The 16,687-nt window shown below is 54.3% G+C and carries 16 protein-coding genes; 7 read left to right on the top strand and 9 right to left on the bottom strand.

Going from position 1 to position 16,687, the window contains the following annotated elements; all coding sequences use genetic code 11:
- Positions 1-143 precede the first annotated feature (143 nt).
- The 3 genes from HED22_RS15315 to HED22_RS15305 all read left to right on the top strand — a co-directional run bounded on the left by HED22_RS15315 (position 144) and on the right by HED22_RS15305 (position 3,989).
- Positions 144-578, top strand: coding sequence for a universal stress protein (locus HED22_RS15315; RefSeq protein WP_063087946.1), 435 nt, complete (start codon positions 144-146; stop codon positions 576-578).
- 33 nt (positions 579-611) lie between these two features.
- Positions 612-2,132, top strand: a complete 1,521-nt coding sequence (locus HED22_RS15310) for a sodium:alanine symporter family protein (RefSeq protein ID WP_217701897.1) — start codon at positions 612-614, stop codon at positions 2,130-2,132.
- 210 nt (positions 2,133-2,342) lie between these two features.
- A complete protein-coding gene (locus HED22_RS15305; protein WP_167723782.1) occupies positions 2,343-3,989 on the top strand; it encodes a U32 family peptidase in 1,647 nt (548 codons plus the stop codon).
- A gap of 65 nt (positions 3,990-4,054) precedes the next feature.
- Here the strand turns inward: HED22_RS15305 and HED22_RS15300 are convergent, their stop codons facing one another.
- Entirely contained in the window at positions 4,055-4,648 is a 594-nt protein-coding gene (locus HED22_RS15300) for a DedA family protein (RefSeq protein WP_167723780.1), read from the bottom strand.
- A 213-nt stretch (positions 4,649-4,861) separates the two neighbouring features.
- On the opposite strand from HED22_RS15300, the gene HED22_RS19820 reads away from it, so the two are divergent.
- Positions 4,862-5,821, top strand: a complete 960-nt coding sequence (locus tag HED22_RS19820; RefSeq protein ID WP_167723779.1) for a DUF3883 domain-containing protein — start codon at positions 4,862-4,864, stop codon at positions 5,819-5,821.
- Between the two features lies 1 nt (position 5,822).
- Here the strand turns inward: HED22_RS19820 and HED22_RS15290 are convergent, their stop codons facing one another.
- Positions 5,823-6,236, bottom strand: coding sequence for a DUF3830 family protein (locus HED22_RS15290; protein WP_167723777.1), 414 nt, complete (start codon positions 6,234-6,236; stop codon positions 5,823-5,825).
- A gap of 66 nt (positions 6,237-6,302) precedes the next feature.
- On the opposite strand from HED22_RS15290, the gene HED22_RS15285 reads away from it, so the two are divergent.
- The 3 genes from HED22_RS15285 (at position 6,303) to HED22_RS15275 (ending at position 8,537) form a co-directional block, all read left to right on the top strand.
- On the top strand, positions 6,303-6,629 hold the full coding sequence (locus HED22_RS15285; RefSeq protein ID WP_167723775.1) for a hypothetical protein: 327 nt from the start codon (positions 6,303-6,305) through the stop codon (positions 6,627-6,629).
- A 244-nt stretch (positions 6,630-6,873) separates the two neighbouring features.
- Positions 6,874-8,007, top strand: coding sequence for a type III PLP-dependent enzyme (locus HED22_RS15280; RefSeq protein WP_167723773.1), 1,134 nt, complete (start codon positions 6,874-6,876; stop codon positions 8,005-8,007).
- A gap of 23 nt (positions 8,008-8,030) precedes the next feature.
- The gene (locus tag HED22_RS15275) at positions 8,031-8,537 is read left to right on the top strand and encodes a GNAT family N-acetyltransferase (RefSeq protein WP_167723771.1); all 507 of its coding nucleotides are present in this window, start codon (positions 8,031-8,033) and stop codon (positions 8,535-8,537) included.
- 78 nt (positions 8,538-8,615) lie between these two features.
- On the opposite strand, the gene HED22_RS15270 is transcribed toward HED22_RS15275, so the two are convergent.
- From HED22_RS15270 to kdgD, 7 genes are all read right to left on the bottom strand, one after another.
- Positions 8,616-10,190 carry a YbaY family lipoprotein gene (locus tag HED22_RS15270; RefSeq protein ID WP_167723768.1) on the bottom strand — a complete coding sequence of 525 codons (1,575 nt, stop codon included), beginning with the start codon at positions 10,188-10,190 and terminating at the stop codon, positions 8,616-8,618.
- 125 nt (positions 10,191-10,315) lie between these two features.
- Positions 10,316-11,206 (bottom strand): SMP-30/gluconolactonase/LRE family protein, encoded by an 891-nt coding sequence (locus HED22_RS15265; RefSeq protein ID WP_167723766.1) that lies wholly within the window; start codon positions 11,204-11,206, stop codon positions 10,316-10,318.
- A 367-nt stretch (positions 11,207-11,573) separates the two neighbouring features.
- Positions 11,574-12,368 (bottom strand): NAD(P)-dependent oxidoreductase, encoded by a 795-nt coding sequence (locus HED22_RS15260; RefSeq protein ID WP_167723764.1) that lies wholly within the window; start codon positions 12,366-12,368, stop codon positions 11,574-11,576.
- Positions 12,369-12,406: 38 nt separating this feature from the next.
- On the bottom strand, positions 12,407-13,693 hold the full coding sequence (locus HED22_RS15255; protein WP_167723762.1) for a TRAP transporter large permease: 1,287 nt from the start codon (positions 13,691-13,693) through the stop codon (positions 12,407-12,409).
- 1 nt (position 13,694) lies between these two features.
- Positions 13,695-14,240, bottom strand: a complete 546-nt coding sequence (locus tag HED22_RS15250) for a TRAP transporter small permease (RefSeq protein ID WP_167723760.1) — start codon at positions 14,238-14,240, stop codon at positions 13,695-13,697.
- 108 nt (positions 14,241-14,348) lie between these two features.
- Positions 14,349-15,341 carry a TRAP transporter substrate-binding protein gene (locus HED22_RS15245; protein ID WP_167723758.1) on the bottom strand — a complete coding sequence of 331 codons (993 nt, stop codon included), beginning with the start codon at positions 15,339-15,341 and terminating at the stop codon, positions 14,349-14,351.
- Positions 15,342-15,588: 247 nt separating this feature from the next.
- Positions 15,589-16,515 (bottom strand): 5-dehydro-4-deoxyglucarate dehydratase, encoded by a 927-nt coding sequence (kdgD, locus tag HED22_RS15240; protein ID WP_167723756.1) that lies wholly within the window; start codon positions 16,513-16,515, stop codon positions 15,589-15,591.
- Positions 16,516-16,687 lie beyond the last annotated feature (172 nt).

The raw sequence follows: 16,687 nt of genomic DNA, 5'->3' as shown, positions 1-16,687 counted from the left end.
CGTCGGTGAAATGCAATTCGGGGGAACCGTCGTGTGTTGGCGTCAGTGACTAAGGGCGACATGGTACAGGCCGATACCTGTATTGCGAGAAGTGGGAGATTCTCAATTCGACATTTCAGTCTCTGATCAGGAGAAGCAAGCACATGACCGATCAGCCAATTCTCGTGGGCTATGACGGAACTGATGCCGCGCAGCGTGCCGTGGAATTTGCGGCCAAACGCGCAACAGCCGAGGGCTGTGCAATCCATTTGGTTTACGTTCTTGAATGGTCCCCATACAGCTTCCTGTCGACACAGGAACTTGAAGAACGCCATCAGCGGCGTACGGAAGAATTGTCGCGGGCAGAACAGACGCTCAAGCCCGCACTCGATACCCTGAACAAACAAAAAATACCGGTTACTTCGGAGGTCCGTTACGGCCATTCCGGCGAACTGATCTGCCAAATCGCCGAGGACAAGGGCGCATGTCAGATCATTGTCGGCAGGAAAGGCGGGTCGGCACTTGGCGCAAGACTGCTGGGCAGTTTGCCGCTCACCCTGGTACAGGCATCGCCTGTTCCGGTCACAGTCGTTCCGTAACGCAATTCCAAAAAGATTAACCGGAGAAGCATCATGTTCTGGAAAAAGACAGCAGCGGCCAGCGCCGTTGCAATGATGTCGGCCATCCTGCCTCAAGTTGCGCACGCGCAGGAAGTCGGCTTTGACCAAAAAATCAACGAGGCAATTGCCCCGATTTCAAACGTAATTGCTGGCACCATGTTCTATTCAGTACCTATCGCGGGTACGGCCTTTCCGCTGATTGTCGGCTGGCTGGTTGTCGCTGCGACGATCTTTACGCTCTATTTCGGCTTTGTTCAGTTTCGCAAATTCGGCCATGCGATTTCGCTGGTCAAAGGCGACTATTCCCATCCCGAAGATGCCGGTGAAGTCTCACACTTCCAGGCACTTGCCACCGCCCTTTCGGGCACCGTGGGCCTAGGTAACATTGCCGGGGTGGCCGTTGCGGTTTCCATCGGCGGACCCGGTGCGACATTCTGGATGATCCTTGCCGGTCTTTTGGGCATGGCATCAAAATTCACCGAATGTACGCTGGGTGTGAAATACAGAAACGAACTGCCCGATGGGCGCGTTTCAGGTGGCCCGATGTATTACCTGTCCAAGGGGTTGGCCGAAAAAGGCAAACCGGGCCTTGGCAAGTTTCTGGCCATCCTGTTTTCGATCTGCTGCATCGGTGGGGCTGTTGGTGGCGGCAACATGTTCCAGGCCAATCAGGCCTTCCAGCAGGTGGTTAATGTCACCGGCGGCGAGAACAGCTTCCTGGCCGGATCTGGCTGGTTGTTTGGCCTTGTCATGGCGATCATCGTTGGTGTTGTTATCATTGGCGGCATTAAATCCATCGCCAAGGTGACCGAAAAAATCGTGCCGCTGATGGCAATCATTTATGTCACCGCCGGCGTGATCATTATCATCAGCAACATTTCCATGGTCGGCGATGCCTTCGCCCAGATTTTCGTTGGCGCCTTTACCGGGGCTGGCGTTGCCGGTGGCGTTGTTGGCGCCCTTATTCAGGGCTTCAAACGTGCAGCGTTCTCCAACGAAGCGGGGATTGGCTCAGCCGCCATTGCCCACTCGGCCGTGCGGACCAAGGAACCGGTCACCGAGGGCTATGTCGCCCTTCTGGAGCCGTTCATTGATACGGTGGTGATCTGCACCATGACCGCCCTTGTCATTACCATCAGTGGTGAACTTAATTCCGGCCTGACCGGGGTTGAGCTGACCTCGGCGGCATTTGCGTCGGCCTTTACATGGTTCCCGCTGATTTTGGCACTGGCTGTTGTGCTGTTTGCCTTTTCGACCATGCTGTCATGGTCCTATTACGGGCTGAAAAGCTGGACCTATCTGGTCGGTGAAGGCAAGGGCAAGGAGATCATTTTCAAACTGTTCTTCTGCCTGTGCGTCATTGTTGGTGCATCCATGAGCCTCGGTCCCGTGATTGATTTCTCGGACTCCATGATCTTTGCCATGGCGATCCCCAACATCATCGGGCTCTATTTCCTGATGCCGGTTGTCCGCGGTGAGATCAGCCAGTATTGGGACAAGATCGAGCGCGGCGAGATCAAAAAGGTCAAATAGACCCGTTACCTTGAAACGTTTCCAAACACCCCTGCCCCATAGGCGGGGGTGTTTTTTTTATGATCTGCACGGCAGGCATGGCAGGTGATCAGCAGCCAACCTATGCAAACCAGCGCAAATGTGCGATTTTAATCGGCACAGGCAGCAGGCTGTGATAGAAGCCGCGCCTAATTGAATTCCCGCACCCGAAACAAAGAAGACCCGTACGTGATGAGTGTTCAACCGCGCCGTTCCGAATTGCTGATGCCTGCAGGCTCGCTCGAAAAGCTGAAGGTCGCTGTGCTCTATGGCGCAGACGCTGTTTACATGGGCACGCCGGATCTGTCGCTGCGTGTGAAAAGCCAGATGTCGCTGCAAGACGTGGTCGAGGGCATCGATTTCGCCCACGAACACGGGGTTCGGGTCTATCTGACACTCAACCTGTTTTCGCATAACAAGGACATCGACAAACTTCCCGAATATGTCGATACCGTGCGCAAGGTGAACCCGGATGGCCTGATTGTTGCCGATCCGGGTGTCTTCATGTTTGTCCGCGAACATGCGCCGGAACTTGATCTGCATGTCTCGACGCAGGCCAATGTGTGCTCCTGGCAGTCCGTCAAATTCTGGCAAAGCATCGGGGCAAAGCTTGTCGTGCTGGGCCGTGAAGTTTCCTATGAGGAACTCACCGAAATCCGCGCCAAATGCCCGGATATCAAGATCGAAGCCTTTGTGCATGGTTCGATGTGCATGACCTATTCGGGTCGTTGCCTGCTCTCGAACTTCATGGCCGAACGTGGGGCGAACCAGGGGGCATGTGCGAATTCGTGCCGCTGGAAATACAAAGTCCACATGAAGCTTAAGGACGGCACGGTCAAGGAACTCAAACTGACCGAGGAAAATCTCGAGATGTTTGACTTCTTCCTTGAAGAAGACATGCGTCCGGGCGAACTGATGGAAATTCAGGAAGACGAGCGCGGCTCCTACATCCTGAATTCGCGTGATCTGTGCATCATGCCGAAGCTTGAGGATTACCTGAAAATCGGTGTCGACAGCCTCAAGGTCGAAGGCCGTGGCAAAAGCCCCTATTATGCTGGCCTCGTTGCCCGTGCGTACCGCATGGCGATTGATGACTGGTACAAGGACCCGGAAAACTGGTCGGCCGAAGAATATATGAAGGAACTGGCGACCATTCCGAACCGGGGGTATACCCTTGCGTTCCACGACGGGCGCCTGACCAATTACGCACACGGCTATGACAGCAACACCAACGTATCCGACTGGGAATATGCCGGTCAGATCGTCGAGGTCGAAGACGACGCCTTTATCATGTCGGTCAAAAACCGCATGTTGCCGGGTGACGTGATCGAAATCGTCCCGCCGCGTTCGCGCCAGACGATCTTCATCCGCATGTATGAATTCATCGACGCCAAAACCGGCAAAGTCGGCGAAGCAGTGCATGCCAACACCCAGCCGTTTATTCGCTTGCCGTTCAGCTTGTTTGAACAGGAAGACCCGGAATTCCTGCGACGCGAAGTCCTGCCGATGACCATCGTGCGCAAGGAAAAGGCGCTTTCGGAAGATGAATGGCAGCGCCTGAAACTTGATCAGGAAGGCCACAAGATCGAGATGGGCAAGGGCAACGAAGAACGCTATGACGCCAAGCGTGATGCGCTTCAGACCGCCCTTGATGACCGCCAGAAGGAACGCTCCTTCCGCACCCCGCGTGTTGGCACCAAGGGCTGCTGTGGCCGGGGCTGCAATGGCTGCCTGATCTTCTGGCACGATGAAAGCTACGCCAAGGCGCGCGAGATCCTCGCCAAACGCAAACAGGGCGAGATGCTGGAAAAAGACGGCAAGACGATTGCTGCTGAATAAGCAGCCCGCCTATCGCAAATACAAAAACGGCAGCATTCGATTTCGATGCTGCCGTTTTCTTTTATCTACTTGATGGCGCGTTCGGCCTGTTGCTCCAGCCGGTCAATCCGGCGCATGGCAAACCAGCCCAGTACCAAAAACACAATCAGCAATATGGGGCTGAGCATGGCCAAGTTTTGTTCGACCAGTTCGGACATCCCGGCCCCCAGACTATGTCCAAGCCCATAATATAGCCCGACCCAGATCAGCACCGATGCGATGCTAAGCGGCAGAAAACGGATGAACGACATCGAACTCATGCCGACCGGGAACACGCCAAAGGATCGCACCCCATGCGGATAACGGCACAGAAGGATATAGGCGACCCCGTAATGCTCGAACAAGCGCAGGGTCTTGCCCATCCAGTCCGAAAGCGACTGCGGCAGTTTGCGGACAATCGCATCGCCATATCGGCGCGCCAGCCCAAAGCGCAGCACATCACCAACAAGCCCGCCCGCGATCATCGACGTGACGGCAGGCACAATCATCAGGCTTTCGGCCGCAACCAGCATCCCGGCAAAGACCGGCAGGATGCTGGATTTGCTGACGCAATAGGTGAAGATCAGGATATAGACCAGATCCTGATGATCCTGAATCCAGAGATTGATGGTCTCAAACACGGCAAAACCCGGCTGCACTATTGGATGGTGGTTCGCCTTTTAGGCCAAACCGGGCACGCTTGAAAGTGTGCCCCATCACACCACTCTCAGCTTTTCCCAATACACACAATCAACTGATGACAGAAGATTCAATTAAACAAAGATTATTTGGAGAATTGCACACTCTTAAATATACTTTTCTTATTTTGGGAATGCTTTGCACCAGGGGGCAATGTGCACAATCCAATTGTTTTTATTCGTATCGGGTGGATGAAATACTACCGAGGAGCCCAAAAGTCCGACCCTCTCAGGGCAGAAAATTTCTCCTTCTTTAGGAACAACAATGTCCCATTCAGCAACGGTCATGAACAATGGAACTTTGCCCCCCTAGAAGGCAAAGTATATGGGTACGTCCCAAGAAGCTCCGGTATAAATATCACGAAGCTTGGAGCTTCACCCAAGTCTGAGGCCATTCAGGGCGTCACAGTTGTCTTTACAGCTCTCGATCCATTCGCGATGGTTTTAAAAGTTGTGGGATGGTACGAAAATGCGACCGTATTTAGACATATTGAATACGAGCATAAGCGAGGAAATCTCACGGTTGAATCCTCAATTGAAGCAAGCTTCGATAAGGCCACGGTACTTCCAGTTCCATTGAGAACAGTCACAATTCCTGCTGCTCAAAGAATTAAAGGCGGCTTCGGACAATCGCCCATTTGGTACGCTGAAAAGCATCCTGAAGTGATCGAAAGAGTTCGTTTTCTAATTAAGAGTTATAAGCGGAATGACGAAAAGACAACCAGCAGGCCTCCTCGCAATTCAAATCCAGAAAGAAGAAAAGAAGTAGAAGACTTCGCTATGATGCTAGCGATGGACTATTTCGAAGAAACTGAAGATGTCTCCTCGGAAAACTATGGCTGGGACATTAACTCCTACTCAAACAACCAGCTGTTCCAAATTGAAGTCAAAGGAATTTCGGCAAACCGTGTTCATTTTGAGCTTACTCCAAATGAATATGATGCACTGCAGGCTCACAAAGAAACCTATGTTCTTTTTGTTGTCACCGGCGCTCTCACGAAGGCCGCAAAATGCCATATATTCCGATACTCGAGCTCTACGAAGTGGATTTCTGATCAAGGAGACAAATTAACATTCAAGTCGCGCACCGGTGCTGTCGCTAAAGTTGCCCCTTAAATCAACTTAGCTCGAACTTGATCGGCTGTGCGCCTTCCCACAGCGTCATCTTGCCAAGCTTTTCGAGGTCTTCGAGGTTGCTGGTGACGGTGATGAAATGGTTGCCGGCAAGCTGGCCGACCTTGGAGGCGAAATGAACGCCACCGTAAGCCAACAGAATTTCGGTTTCGCTGATGCCGCCGGGATAGAGAATGATCTGGCCGGGGGCCGGGAAGCTGGTGTGGTTTTCATAATCCACACCGAACTGATAATCGCCGAGCGGCATCCAGACACCCTCGCCGCTCCAGCGGACATGGACCGCCTTGCTTTCAAACGGCATGCGGTCGAGGAACGCCTTGCAGGTATGCGGCGCCTTTTCGATTTCCAGAACACCGTCAAAAGTGAAGGGACCGGCGGTGATTTTGATATTGGACATAAGAATTTCCTGACTGGGTGGCGCAAGAATGCAACGCGCCACGGGACGCGGCGAAAACGCGCTTGAATGAATGTATGGACCAAGGGCTACACCGCCCGTCCAAAAGCGTCAATCGCCTTCAAAACCCTGTTCAACTTATGCGCAAATTGCATTGCCCCATACCAAAACCTGCCAACTGAACCAGTTGCAAATCCTGAACGCGGCCATTCGCGCCATTTTTTGCGTCGCGGCATGACTTCTTCGACGATCCTGCGATTGTTTCACGACAAAACGCATGAAAATTTTACTTGCGCGCGAAAAGCAATGGGCGTAAATCCCGGCTTGCCCAAAGTCGCACGTGCCTGTGGTGGTCCCAATCTGGAACCCTTTCGGTTCTCTGGGGGATACACTTAAAGCAACGACGGTGTAGGGCTTTTTTGGTCTCAGGTGGCGTCCAAATCCACCGACACTAAAGAGGCACACCATCATTGCCCACGTGCGGAACGGGAAATCCCATTCCATAGCGAGGCAGACTTCGCAAGTTCCGGTTGGCCCCGGGGCTAAACAGCATGCAGGTAGTCCGCGTCATCGCGCCTCCACCGCGCGCGCGCATCAGGTACATGCACGCTGCCATATCGTGGAATGGGAGAACGCCCCAATGGCAACTCAGCGTATTATTGATTTTCTGGCACAGAACCGCCCGGAAGGCCCGTGCCTTGTTGTTGACCTCGACGTTGTTCAGCGCAACTACGAGACCTTTACCCGTGCACTGCCGAGCTCGCGCATTTTCTATGCCGTCAAGGCAAACCCGGCACCGGAAGTTCTGAGCCTGCTGGCCGATCTTGGCAGCAACTTTGACACCGCATCCGTCCCGGAAATCGAAATGGCGATGGCAGCCGGCGCAAGCCCGGACCGTATTTCATTTGGCAACACGATTAAAAAAGAACGCGACATTGCACGCGCCTTTGAACTTGGTGTGCGCCTTTATGCGGTTGATTGCGTCGAAGAAGTCGAAAAAATCGCCCGTGTCGCACCGGGTGCGCAGGTTTTCTGCCGCATCCTGACCGACGGCGTTGGCGCAGAATGGCCGCTGTCGCGCAAATTCGGCTGCGCGCCGTCCATGGCGCTTGAAGTTCTTGAGCATGCCCATCACATGGGTCTGGATGCCTATGGCGTGTCGTTCCACGTTGGGTCGCAGCAGTGCAACCTTGACGCATGGGATACCGCCCTTTCCGAGGCATCCTCGATCTTCCGCACCCTGGCGGAAAAAGGCATTCATCTTCGCATGGTCAATATGGGTGGGGGCTTCCCGACCCGTTACCTGCGCGACATTCCGGCAACCGAAGCATACGGTGCGGCGATTGTTGACGCGCTTCACAACCACTTTGGCAACCACATGCCCGAAACCATCATCGAACCCGGCCGTGGCATGGTCGGTGATGCAGGCGTGATCAAAGCCGAGGTTGTCCTGATTTCGCGCAAGCATGCCGATGATCCGGTGCGCTGGGTTTACCTTGATATCGGTAAATTCGGTGGCCTTGCCGAAACCATGGACGAAGCCATCCGCTATCCGATCACGACCATCCATGATGGCGGCGACGTTGCCCCGTGCGTTCTGGCCGGTCCGACCTGTGATTCAGCCGATGTACTTTATGAAAAGACCCCGTATGACCTGCCGATCTCTTTGACCATCGGCGACGAGGTTCTGATCGAGGCAACCGGTGCCTACACCACCACTTATGCATCCGTGGCGTTCAACGGCTTCTCGCCGCTTGCCGCCTATGTCATCTGACCCCGTTCGGGAAAGACAGGCCAATGATCACGATTGATCGCGAAAGGCAGTTTGACCACTTTGAGCGCGAACAGCTGCTTGATCGCGTCATGGGACAGGCGCGCTTTCAGAAATCGTCTGAAATCCTGCGCCGCAATCGGCTTCCAGCGGATGGTCTTGCGTTTGTCGCCTTTGAAGGCAAACACATGATCGGCACCGTCCGGTTGTGGAACGTCAACGCGGGCAATGCTGGCGATGCGTTGCTGCTTGGACCGCTTGCGGTCGACAAGATCTATAACGGGTCCGGTGTCGGGGCGGGTTTGGTTTATGCCGCACTCAATGCAGCACAGGCGGCAGGTCACCGGTCGGTTCTTCTGGTCGGCGATCCGGATTACTACGCACGCTTTGGCTTTCACAGCGAACCTGCAAGCGGGCTTTTGATGCCCGGTCATTTTGATCGCCACCGGTTCCAGGCGATCCATCTTGGCAATGGCGATGTGCTTAGCGGATCAACCGGCATGCTGAGTGCCACCGGGGCCATGATCCACTAGGACATTAAAACAACCAAGAAAAATCCCGGCCAGGTTACCCTGGCCGGGATTTTGTTTCTGCATGTTTTGCTCAAAAGATCAGCAGTTTTTTTCAGATAACCAGCCAATAAATACGCCCTTTTGCTCAAGGCGTTCATGGGAAAAACAGTCCCCTGCCGGATAGGCTCCACTGGCGGGGGTAAAGCGTACAATGTCCTCACCGGGCAGAATGTTGGTGGTGGTTTCAACCAGTTCGGTATGGGCCGTTCCCATGCCATCGGATGGCACAAGACAATCATAGCGCCCACCGTTGCCGTTGATGGTCCTTACCCCGATCATGCCATGGTTCATCGGCCAGGCTTTCAGCACAGAAACCAGATCACCGGGGTTCTTGGCAAGGCAGGCCGTGATGGCCGGCATCAAGTCATCGAAGTATTGCGTCCAGACCCCGCCGCCCTCGGCCTTGAGTTCTGCAACCGAGACCACCGGGAATTCCCCGGGCGCAAGGGCAAGACCGGCTGCCTCGGCTGGCATGGGCGAAACCGCGCAATGGAAATCCCCCGACGGGGTCGACCAGACCGCGTCTGCGCCCTTGCCACGCAATTCATACATTTCATTGCCATAGCCATATCCCGATCCGGTCGGCATTTGCGCCAGACTGATCGGTTCGCGACCGCGAAATTCGACAATGGCGCGCTTGGTATGCTGATCAAAGGTCACGGCAAAGCGGCTTTGATCATCACAGACAAACAATTCCGGTCCTCGCCGTGGTTCCGGGCTGCTGCCAAGCTGGCTTAACATTGCATCGATCCGGCTGAGCGCCACCTTGCTTTGCGACTGTGCGCCGCTGATTTCATGTTCATCAGGTTGGCTGGCGGTACCGTTGACAATTTTGCTGCCCGATGAAAAACGACCTTTTTCAAAATCAAGGATCAGCGTGTATTGCAATGGCGTGTCATCATCCGCGCCACCGTAATTGATGCGTTTTGCTTCCTCGGCAAAGCGCAGCAGCTTTCCATTTCGGTAATAGAATTTGACGTCGCTTGATCCGTAATCGCCAAGATCGCGATGCTCATCGACCAGAACCGGTTGCCCGTCCGACGTGACATAGGCCTTGTAGGTTACGGTATGATCGGATGCGGAATATTGGCCGGGGATGACACGCATGCCGGTCAGCTTGGCATCGATGGCGGCAATATCATTGGCAATCCCCGAAGTGTTCTTCTTGTTGGCACTGTCTCCCTGCGTGCGGGCAATTTTGCGAACAATGATGTCGACATCGCTTGGCGCATCGCGAGTCAGAACCGGGTAGCTTTGATCATTGCGAAACAGAAGATCGCCCTTGGCCGTGACGATTTTCGCTTCCACCGCATAGCTGTGGCGCGGGTCAATGTCAGCCGGATCGTAGGGCAGGATAAAAACCATCGGCGGATTGGCGACCGGTTGACGCAAGGCGGCAATTTCAACGGACGGTGCATCGGCGCGCGACACATCAAGCAGTCGCACGACCAAAAACGTATTGTCGGGCGAAAGGGCGATGCGTTCGCGATAACTGACCGATCCGGTGACACTTTCGCCAGGCGGCTGCAGGGCGGCACAGCCCGACAATATCCCGACCATGCCCAGGACAATCATTGCCCTTGCCCACATGGTTGTGGCGGTTGCAGGTTTCATTTTAACCCCGGTTTGCTCGTATTTTTTTGGTAACCCGATAATGGTGACGCCAAACATACTGAAAACCAAGGCCAAAAATGGGCAAATCAGCCGTCCTGCCCGATTATTGACAAGCTAAAGTCGCTTTAGCCGGCAAAACGGTGGCACGGCTGGCCGGCAACGTCTGTCTGAATTGACAGAAGTGCGCCTTCAAGGTCATTGCCATTGTCTTCCAACCCGACCGCGGCCGAGGTGATATAAAGGGTTTTAAGATCCGGCCCACCAAACACGCAGCTGGTCGGCTGGGTCACGGGCAATTCAATCACCCGATCAACGCTGCCATCCGGTGCAAAGCGCATCAAACATCCCCCACCCCAGCGCGCATTCCAGATATAGCCATCGGCATCCATCGCCGAACCATCCATATTGCCGCGATCCTGCGGGCCAAAGAATACCTTCGGGTTGGATGGCACGCCGGTTTCCATGTCGAAGTCATAGACATCAAGCGTATTCTTGATGGTATCGCCAAAGAACATTTTTGTGCCATCTGCCGACCACAACAACGTATTGGAAATCCCGATGTTCTCGCCAAACCGGGTGGCCTCGCCATCCGCACCGACACAATTCAGCGTCCCGGTTGAAACGGTGACCGGCAGATCTTCGCCGTTTGGCCCGATATTGTTTTGCATGGTGCCATGCCAGAAACGCCCCATCGGGTCGACACGGCTTTCGTTCGATCTGTTGCCGGGATGATCAGCATCAGGTGCGACAAACGGGGTGGTTTTGCCACTTTCCGGATCAAGGAAGGCCAGCCCGTCAGCAAGGGCAACCAAAAGCCCGCCCTTTTGGCGCGGCACAATGGCCGCCACCGGCTGATCAAACATCCAACTGCGCGAGCCGCCCTGATCAGGACGCAGCGCATAAGCCGTCTTGCCGACGATATCGACCCAGTACAAGACACCATCTTCGGCATCCCAATGCGGACCTTCGCCCAATGTGCATCGCAGGTTTGGCAAAACAGTTTTGACGTTCGACATGGTTTCTCCCTGATCACGGTGCGGCTGTTTACCGCCTTGTAATTGTATGACCATTCTTATCGCGGCAAACCGCCCGACGCGATCACTTTCATGAACTTTTATAGCTAGCCGGAAAGAGGCTTTTTGAAAAGTCATTTAATATGATGATTGTGACAAACATCCGCAATTTAGACATTCTGAAATCACGAATGCCATCGCATTACCGGAATAAAATCCATCAACATTATCAGGTGTACCGGTCGATGAAGATCGATCTCAAGATCGTTTATGCGGATAAACGACCCCGATCATTCTTCAATGCAAAAAGCAAAAGGGCCTGCAACAGCAGGCCCTTGTAAGTATATGTTTCTGATACTTGGAACGGTAATCAGTCTTCGAAATGCCCCTTGGCGGCAAAGCCACCGCCCTGATAGATCACAGCCGGGTCATGGCGATCTTCGGGCGGGAAAGCAGCCTCGATCTCGGCACGGAATTGTTCGGAACTGTCTTTCGGTTTCCAGCCGAGGAAGTCGGCGTGATCGTTGCTCCACCATTTGGACTTGTTGTCCGAAACCCCGTACATAACAAGGTGCCCCGTCATCGGGGCATCAAAAATCGCCTTCATCAGGGAGATGAAATCACGCGGGCTCATCCAGGTGGACAGCATGCGGCGATCCTTTGGCTTTTCAAAGCACGAGCCGATGCGCAGCGAAACGGTTTCAACATCGAACTTGTCGAAATAGTAGCTTGCCATCGCTTCGCCGTAACATTTGGTCACGCCATACAGGCTGTCTGGGCGCTGTTCGGACGTATCGTCAAGTCTGGTGGTGCGCTTGTGGAAACCAATCGCGTGGTTGGAGCTGGCAAACATGATCCGTCCGACCCCGTTCTGACGGGCACCTTCATACAGGTTATAGGTGCCTGCCAGATTGGCCTGCAGCAGATCATCAAAGGCCGCCTCAATCGAAATGCCGCCGAGATGAATGATGCCGTCAACATCCTTGGTCAGCTCAATCACCGCTGCCCGGTCAGACAGATCGCATTGCACGACTTCCTCGTTCGGGCCTGCCGGGTCCATCGGTGAAATGTCAGACAGGCGAATGACATCGGCATAGCCCTTAAGCCCTTCGCGGCAGATCTTGCCAAGGTTTCCACCGGCACCGGTGATCAGCAAACGTTTCATAATTATCCTCTTTGGTCCTAATCTTGGTCTGCGATCCATTACCCGCCGAACACAAGGTTCGGAAGCGTCAACGAAACCGCAGGGATATAAGTTGTCAGCAAAAGCGCGGTCAGGATCGCCAGATAAAACGGCCAGATCGACTGCACGGCTTTTTCGATTTTCACCCCGCCAATGGCGCACCCGACAAACAGGCAAGATCCCACGGGCGGCGTACACAGGCCAAGTCCCAAATTCATCATCAGGACCATACCAAACTGGATCGGGTCCATACCGAACTGCATGGCAAGCGGCAGGAAGATCGGCGTACAAATCAGGATCAGGGCCGCCATATCCATGATCATGCCCGCAACCAGCAACATGACATTGATCAACAACAACACCATGATTGGATTATCGGTGATCCCGGTAATCGCCTCGGCCAGTGCATCCGGCACCTGATAAAACGCCAGCATATAGCCATAAGCCGACGCACAGCCGACCAGCAGCATCACAAGGGCCGTCGTTTTGGCCGATTGTTTGACCGCGGCAACAAAGCCCGCCCAATTAAGTTCACGATACACAAGTCCGGTAATGATCAGCGCATAGGCGACACCAATCGCACCTGATTCCGTAACGGTGAACACACCGCTCAGGACACCCCCGACAATGATGACGGCGGTAAAGAAGCCCGGAAGTGCGCGGACCGCAGTGCGCCAGACCACCGCCCAGCCCGGGAATGGTTCAGCCGGATAGCCATGCTTGATCGCAACAAGCCAGGTGGCAAGGCCAAGCAACACACACATGATGATGCCCGGAACAACCCCGGCCATGAACAGCTTGGAAATCGAAATGCCGCCGCCGGCCGCGACCGCATACAGGATCATGTTATGGCTGGGCGGGATCATGATCCCGGCAATTGATGATGTCACTGTCACGTTGACGGCATAGTCCGCGCGGTAGCCTTCCTTTTTCATCACCGGGATCAGGATCGATCCAAGGGCCGATGTATCGGCCACCGCAGAACCGGAAATACCGCCAAACAGCATCGATGAAAACACGTTCACAATGCCAAGGCCGCCGCGACGACTGCCGACAAGGGCGGTCGCAAATTGCACCAGCCGCGTTGCGATCCCGCCATGAAGCATCAGCTCCCCGGCAAAAATAAAGAACGGAATGGCCAAAAGCGAAAAGGCCGAAATCCCCGATCCGATGCGCTGAAACGCAATCAGGGTCGGGAGCCCTTCAACAAAAAACGCCCCAAGGGCAGCGATGCCAAGTGCGATGGCAACGGGCATACCAATCAGGATACCAATGGCAAACACGCCCAGAAGAATGGTCATGCCCATGTTATTTCGCGTCCTCGTTCAGAATGTCTTCATGGTAATGGGTGGCTTGGGAAATGGTTTTCCAGTTCGCCACGATCTTGAGGATATGAACCACGCTGTAAAACATGATCCCGGCGCCGCAAACCGCCATCGGCACAGACCGCAAGCCATCGGAAATATGAATGATCGGCATGGTCTTGACCCAGTTAAAGGCAACAAGATCGATCCCGCCAATCAGCATCCAGTATCCGAACCAGGCCATGGCGGCATAGCTGATCGCAGCAACAACGGCGGCGATCTTGGGCGGCAGGGCATCGCGGAAGAATGAAACGGAAAGATGGCTGTTGTCGCGCATGCCCGCTGCTGCGACCGGAAAGGTAATCAGCACAATCAGAATAAGTGAAACCTGTTCGACCCATGTCGGCGTTTCATTAAGGACATAGCGGCCAAAAACAAGCCACGCAAAACTCGGAATAAGCGCGACAAGCGCCAGACCGCCAATCAGATTGAGAACGCCGGCAATGCCGCCGCCCAAACGGTCAAGCAATTTGGTAAAACTGGAAAACATCTATGCGCCGCCAGAAATTGATTAATCGGCAATACAACCGCGAAGAACGTAACCCTACAAACAAAGAAGGGCGACGATTAAATCGCCGCCCGCCTTGTAATATGTGGCTTACATCTGTGCGTCCTGGATGGCTTTAACGAGATCAGCCAGATCCGGGTTGGCTTTCAGAAAGTTGTCGTAGACCGGCTGCATTGCATCCTGGAAGGCCTGCTTGTCAGCGATTTCGTTGACTTCGATGCCCGAAGCAATGACTTTTTCCTTGGACTTCTCAGCACGCTCGGCCCATGCGGCACGCTGTACCTTAACCGACGCATCAGCTGCTTCCTGGACGGTTTTCTTTTCGTCGTCCGACAGGCTGTCATACAGCGCCTTGTTCATGCACAGGCATTCCGGCAGGATCAGGTGCTGGGTGACGGAATAGTATTTCGCCGCCTCAAAGTGGCCGGAGCTGTCATAAGACGGATAGTTGTTTTCCGCACCGTCAATCACACCGGTTTTCAGCGACTGATAGACCGAGCTATAGGCCATCGGGGTCGCGTTGCCGCCAAGCGCATCAACCATCTGAACATAAAGATCGTTGCTCATGACGCGGAATTTCAAACCGTCAAGGTCAGCCGGGGTGTTGATCGGGTGCTTGGAGTTATAGAAAGAACGCGCACCGGAATCATACCAGCCAAGCGGCTGCAGGCCGGCTTCGATCAGGCCATCAGCAATCTGCTGACCGGCCGGGCCGTCCATGACGTCATGCATGGCATCGACGTTTTTAAAGATGAAAGGCAGCGACACGACGTTGGCTTCGGGTGCGACTTCACCCAGCGGGCCGAGGTTGAAAACGGCCCAGTCCAGACCACCAAGGCGGACCTGCTGGATCGCATCGGGCTGATCACCCAGTACGCCACCGTGATAAACCTTGGCTTCCAGATCGCCGCCGGACTTTTCATTGATCAGCTTGGCGAATTCTTCCATGCCGGTCGAAACCGGGTATTCCGGCGGATGGATGTTCCAACCGCGCCATTCGCGGGCCTGTGCACCGGATGCCAGCGCAACCGAGACGGCTGCAGCCGCAATCGTCAGTGTCGTGGTCTTGATAAACGAGTTCATTTGGGTTCCTCCCGAGACGATATGTCACTTGCGTTAAAGCCTTGATGCCCCTTTTGGGATCATTATTTCTCATATAATCCTACAATCGCCAACTTGTAAACACAACTGTAAGATTTGTTAACAACTAGTCTAATAGCTGCTTCTTTTTCTGCGCGCCAATTGTTATTTTTTGGCGTCGCAATCATATCCCCCGGCAAGTGTGACCTGCCGGGGGAAAGGCAGGTTCATGCGGCCATGAAGGCATAGCTCAGGCAGCGCGCAGCGCGCCCTCGCCATAGGCCTTGCGGATCACCTCGGCCAGCATGTCATGTTCCTGGTCTGTCAAATCGGTCAGCGGACTGCGCACCGGGCCGGTATCGCGGCCGATCACGCGCATGCCCGCCTTGACGATGGAAACGGCATATCCCTTTCCGCGGTTGCGGATATCAAGATAGGGATAGAAAAATTCGAGAAGCGCACGGCTCATCGCGTCATCATCATCGCGCGTCAGGGCATCATAGAAATCAAGCGCCTGTTGCGGCAGGAAGTTGAAGACCGCCGATGAATAGGTTGTCACACCGGCCGCCTTATAGGCCTTGGCGAAAACTTCAGCCGTGGGCATGCCGCCGATATAGGACAGGCGATCACCGATCATGGTGCAAACCTTTGTCACCATTTCGATATTGCCATGACCATCCTTGAACCCGACAAGGTTCGGGCAGACATCGCACAGCTTGCCCAGCGTTTCCGCCGTGATGATCGAATTATCGCGGTTATAGACAATCACGCCGATATCGACTGCATCACACACCGCCTTGACGCGGGCAAACAGGCCTTCCTGCTCTGCCCCGACCAGATATTGCGGCAAAAGCAACAGGCCATCCGCACCGGCAGCCTCGCAGGCCTTGGCAAGTTCAACCGCCATGGCCGTGCCATAGCCGCAGCCGGCAATAATCGGGGTATCCCCCGCAACTTCCTTGGCCGCGCGTACGGTTTCGACAACCTCTGCCGGGGTCAGGGAAAAGAATTCGCCGGTGCCGCCTGCTGCAAACAGGGCGGTTGCCGGATATTGCGACAACCAGCCGACATGCGTGCGATAGGCCGCAAGATCAAGCTTGCCCTCGGCATCAAAAGGCGTGACCGGAAAAGAAAGCAAGCCGGCACCAATCGCCTTTTTCATCTCTAGATAGTGCATCAAGCGTCCTTAAAGTCTGAAAGCGTCAAAATAACTATGACGATTCTATAAATTCATCATATCACTTTGTCAAACATAATACTCAGACGCACTTAACGCACTGAGAATGCCGGAAAACCGGGGATCACAGCCCCCACACGCCTTTTTCGACTTTGGTGCGAACTGACAAGTT

It is taken from the genome of Thalassospira sp. HF15 (genome assembly GCF_011806525.1).
GTDB lineage: Bacteria > Pseudomonadota > Alphaproteobacteria > Rhodospirillales > Thalassospiraceae > Thalassospira.
The sequence above is the reverse complement of the archived record's forward strand: the minus strand, read 5'-3'. Positions and strand labels throughout refer to the sequence as shown.

Bases quoted from the DNA above. Each gene is read 5' to 3' on its own strand.
- HED22_RS15290 (WP_167723777.1), bottom strand. From the start codon at position 6,236: ATGTCCAATATCAAAATCACCGCCGGTCCCTTCACTTTTGACGGTGTT.
- HED22_RS15260 (WP_167723764.1), bottom strand. From the start codon at position 12,368: ATGAAACGTTTGCTGATCACCGGTGCCGGTGGAAACCTTGGCAAGATC.
- kdgD (WP_167723756.1), bottom strand. From the start codon at position 16,515: ATGCACTATCTAGAGATGAAAAAGGCGATTGGTGCCGGCTTGCTTTCT.
- HED22_RS15305 (WP_167723782.1), top strand. From the start codon at position 2,343: ATGAGTGTTCAACCGCGCCGTTCCGAATTGCTGATGCCTGCAGGCTCG.
- HED22_RS15315 (WP_063087946.1), top strand. From the start codon at position 144: ATGACCGATCAGCCAATTCTCGTGGGCTATGACGGAACTGATGCCGCG.
- HED22_RS15270 (WP_167723768.1), bottom strand. From the start codon at position 10,190: ATGAAACCTGCAACCGCCACAACCATGTGGGCAAGGGCAATGATTGTC.
- HED22_RS15285 (WP_167723775.1), top strand. From the start codon at position 6,303: ATGAATGTATGGACCAAGGGCTACACCGCCCGTCCAAAAGCGTCAATC.
- HED22_RS15310 (WP_217701897.1), top strand. From the start codon at position 612: ATGTTCTGGAAAAAGACAGCAGCGGCCAGCGCCGTTGCAATGATGTCG.
- HED22_RS15255 (WP_167723762.1), bottom strand. From the start codon at position 13,693: ATGGGCATGACCATTCTTCTGGGCGTGTTTGCCATTGGTATCCTGATT.
- HED22_RS15280 (WP_167723773.1), top strand. From the start codon at position 6,874: ATGGCAACTCAGCGTATTATTGATTTTCTGGCACAGAACCGCCCGGAA.
- HED22_RS15265 (WP_167723766.1), bottom strand. From the start codon at position 11,206: ATGTCGAACGTCAAAACTGTTTTGCCAAACCTGCGATGCACATTGGGC.
- HED22_RS15275 (WP_167723771.1), top strand. From the start codon at position 8,031: ATGATCACGATTGATCGCGAAAGGCAGTTTGACCACTTTGAGCGCGAA.
- HED22_RS15250 (WP_167723760.1), bottom strand. From the start codon at position 14,240: ATGTTTTCCAGTTTTACCAAATTGCTTGACCGTTTGGGCGGCGGCATT.
- HED22_RS15245 (WP_167723758.1), bottom strand. From the start codon at position 15,341: ATGAACTCGTTTATCAAGACCACGACACTGACGATTGCGGCTGCAGCC.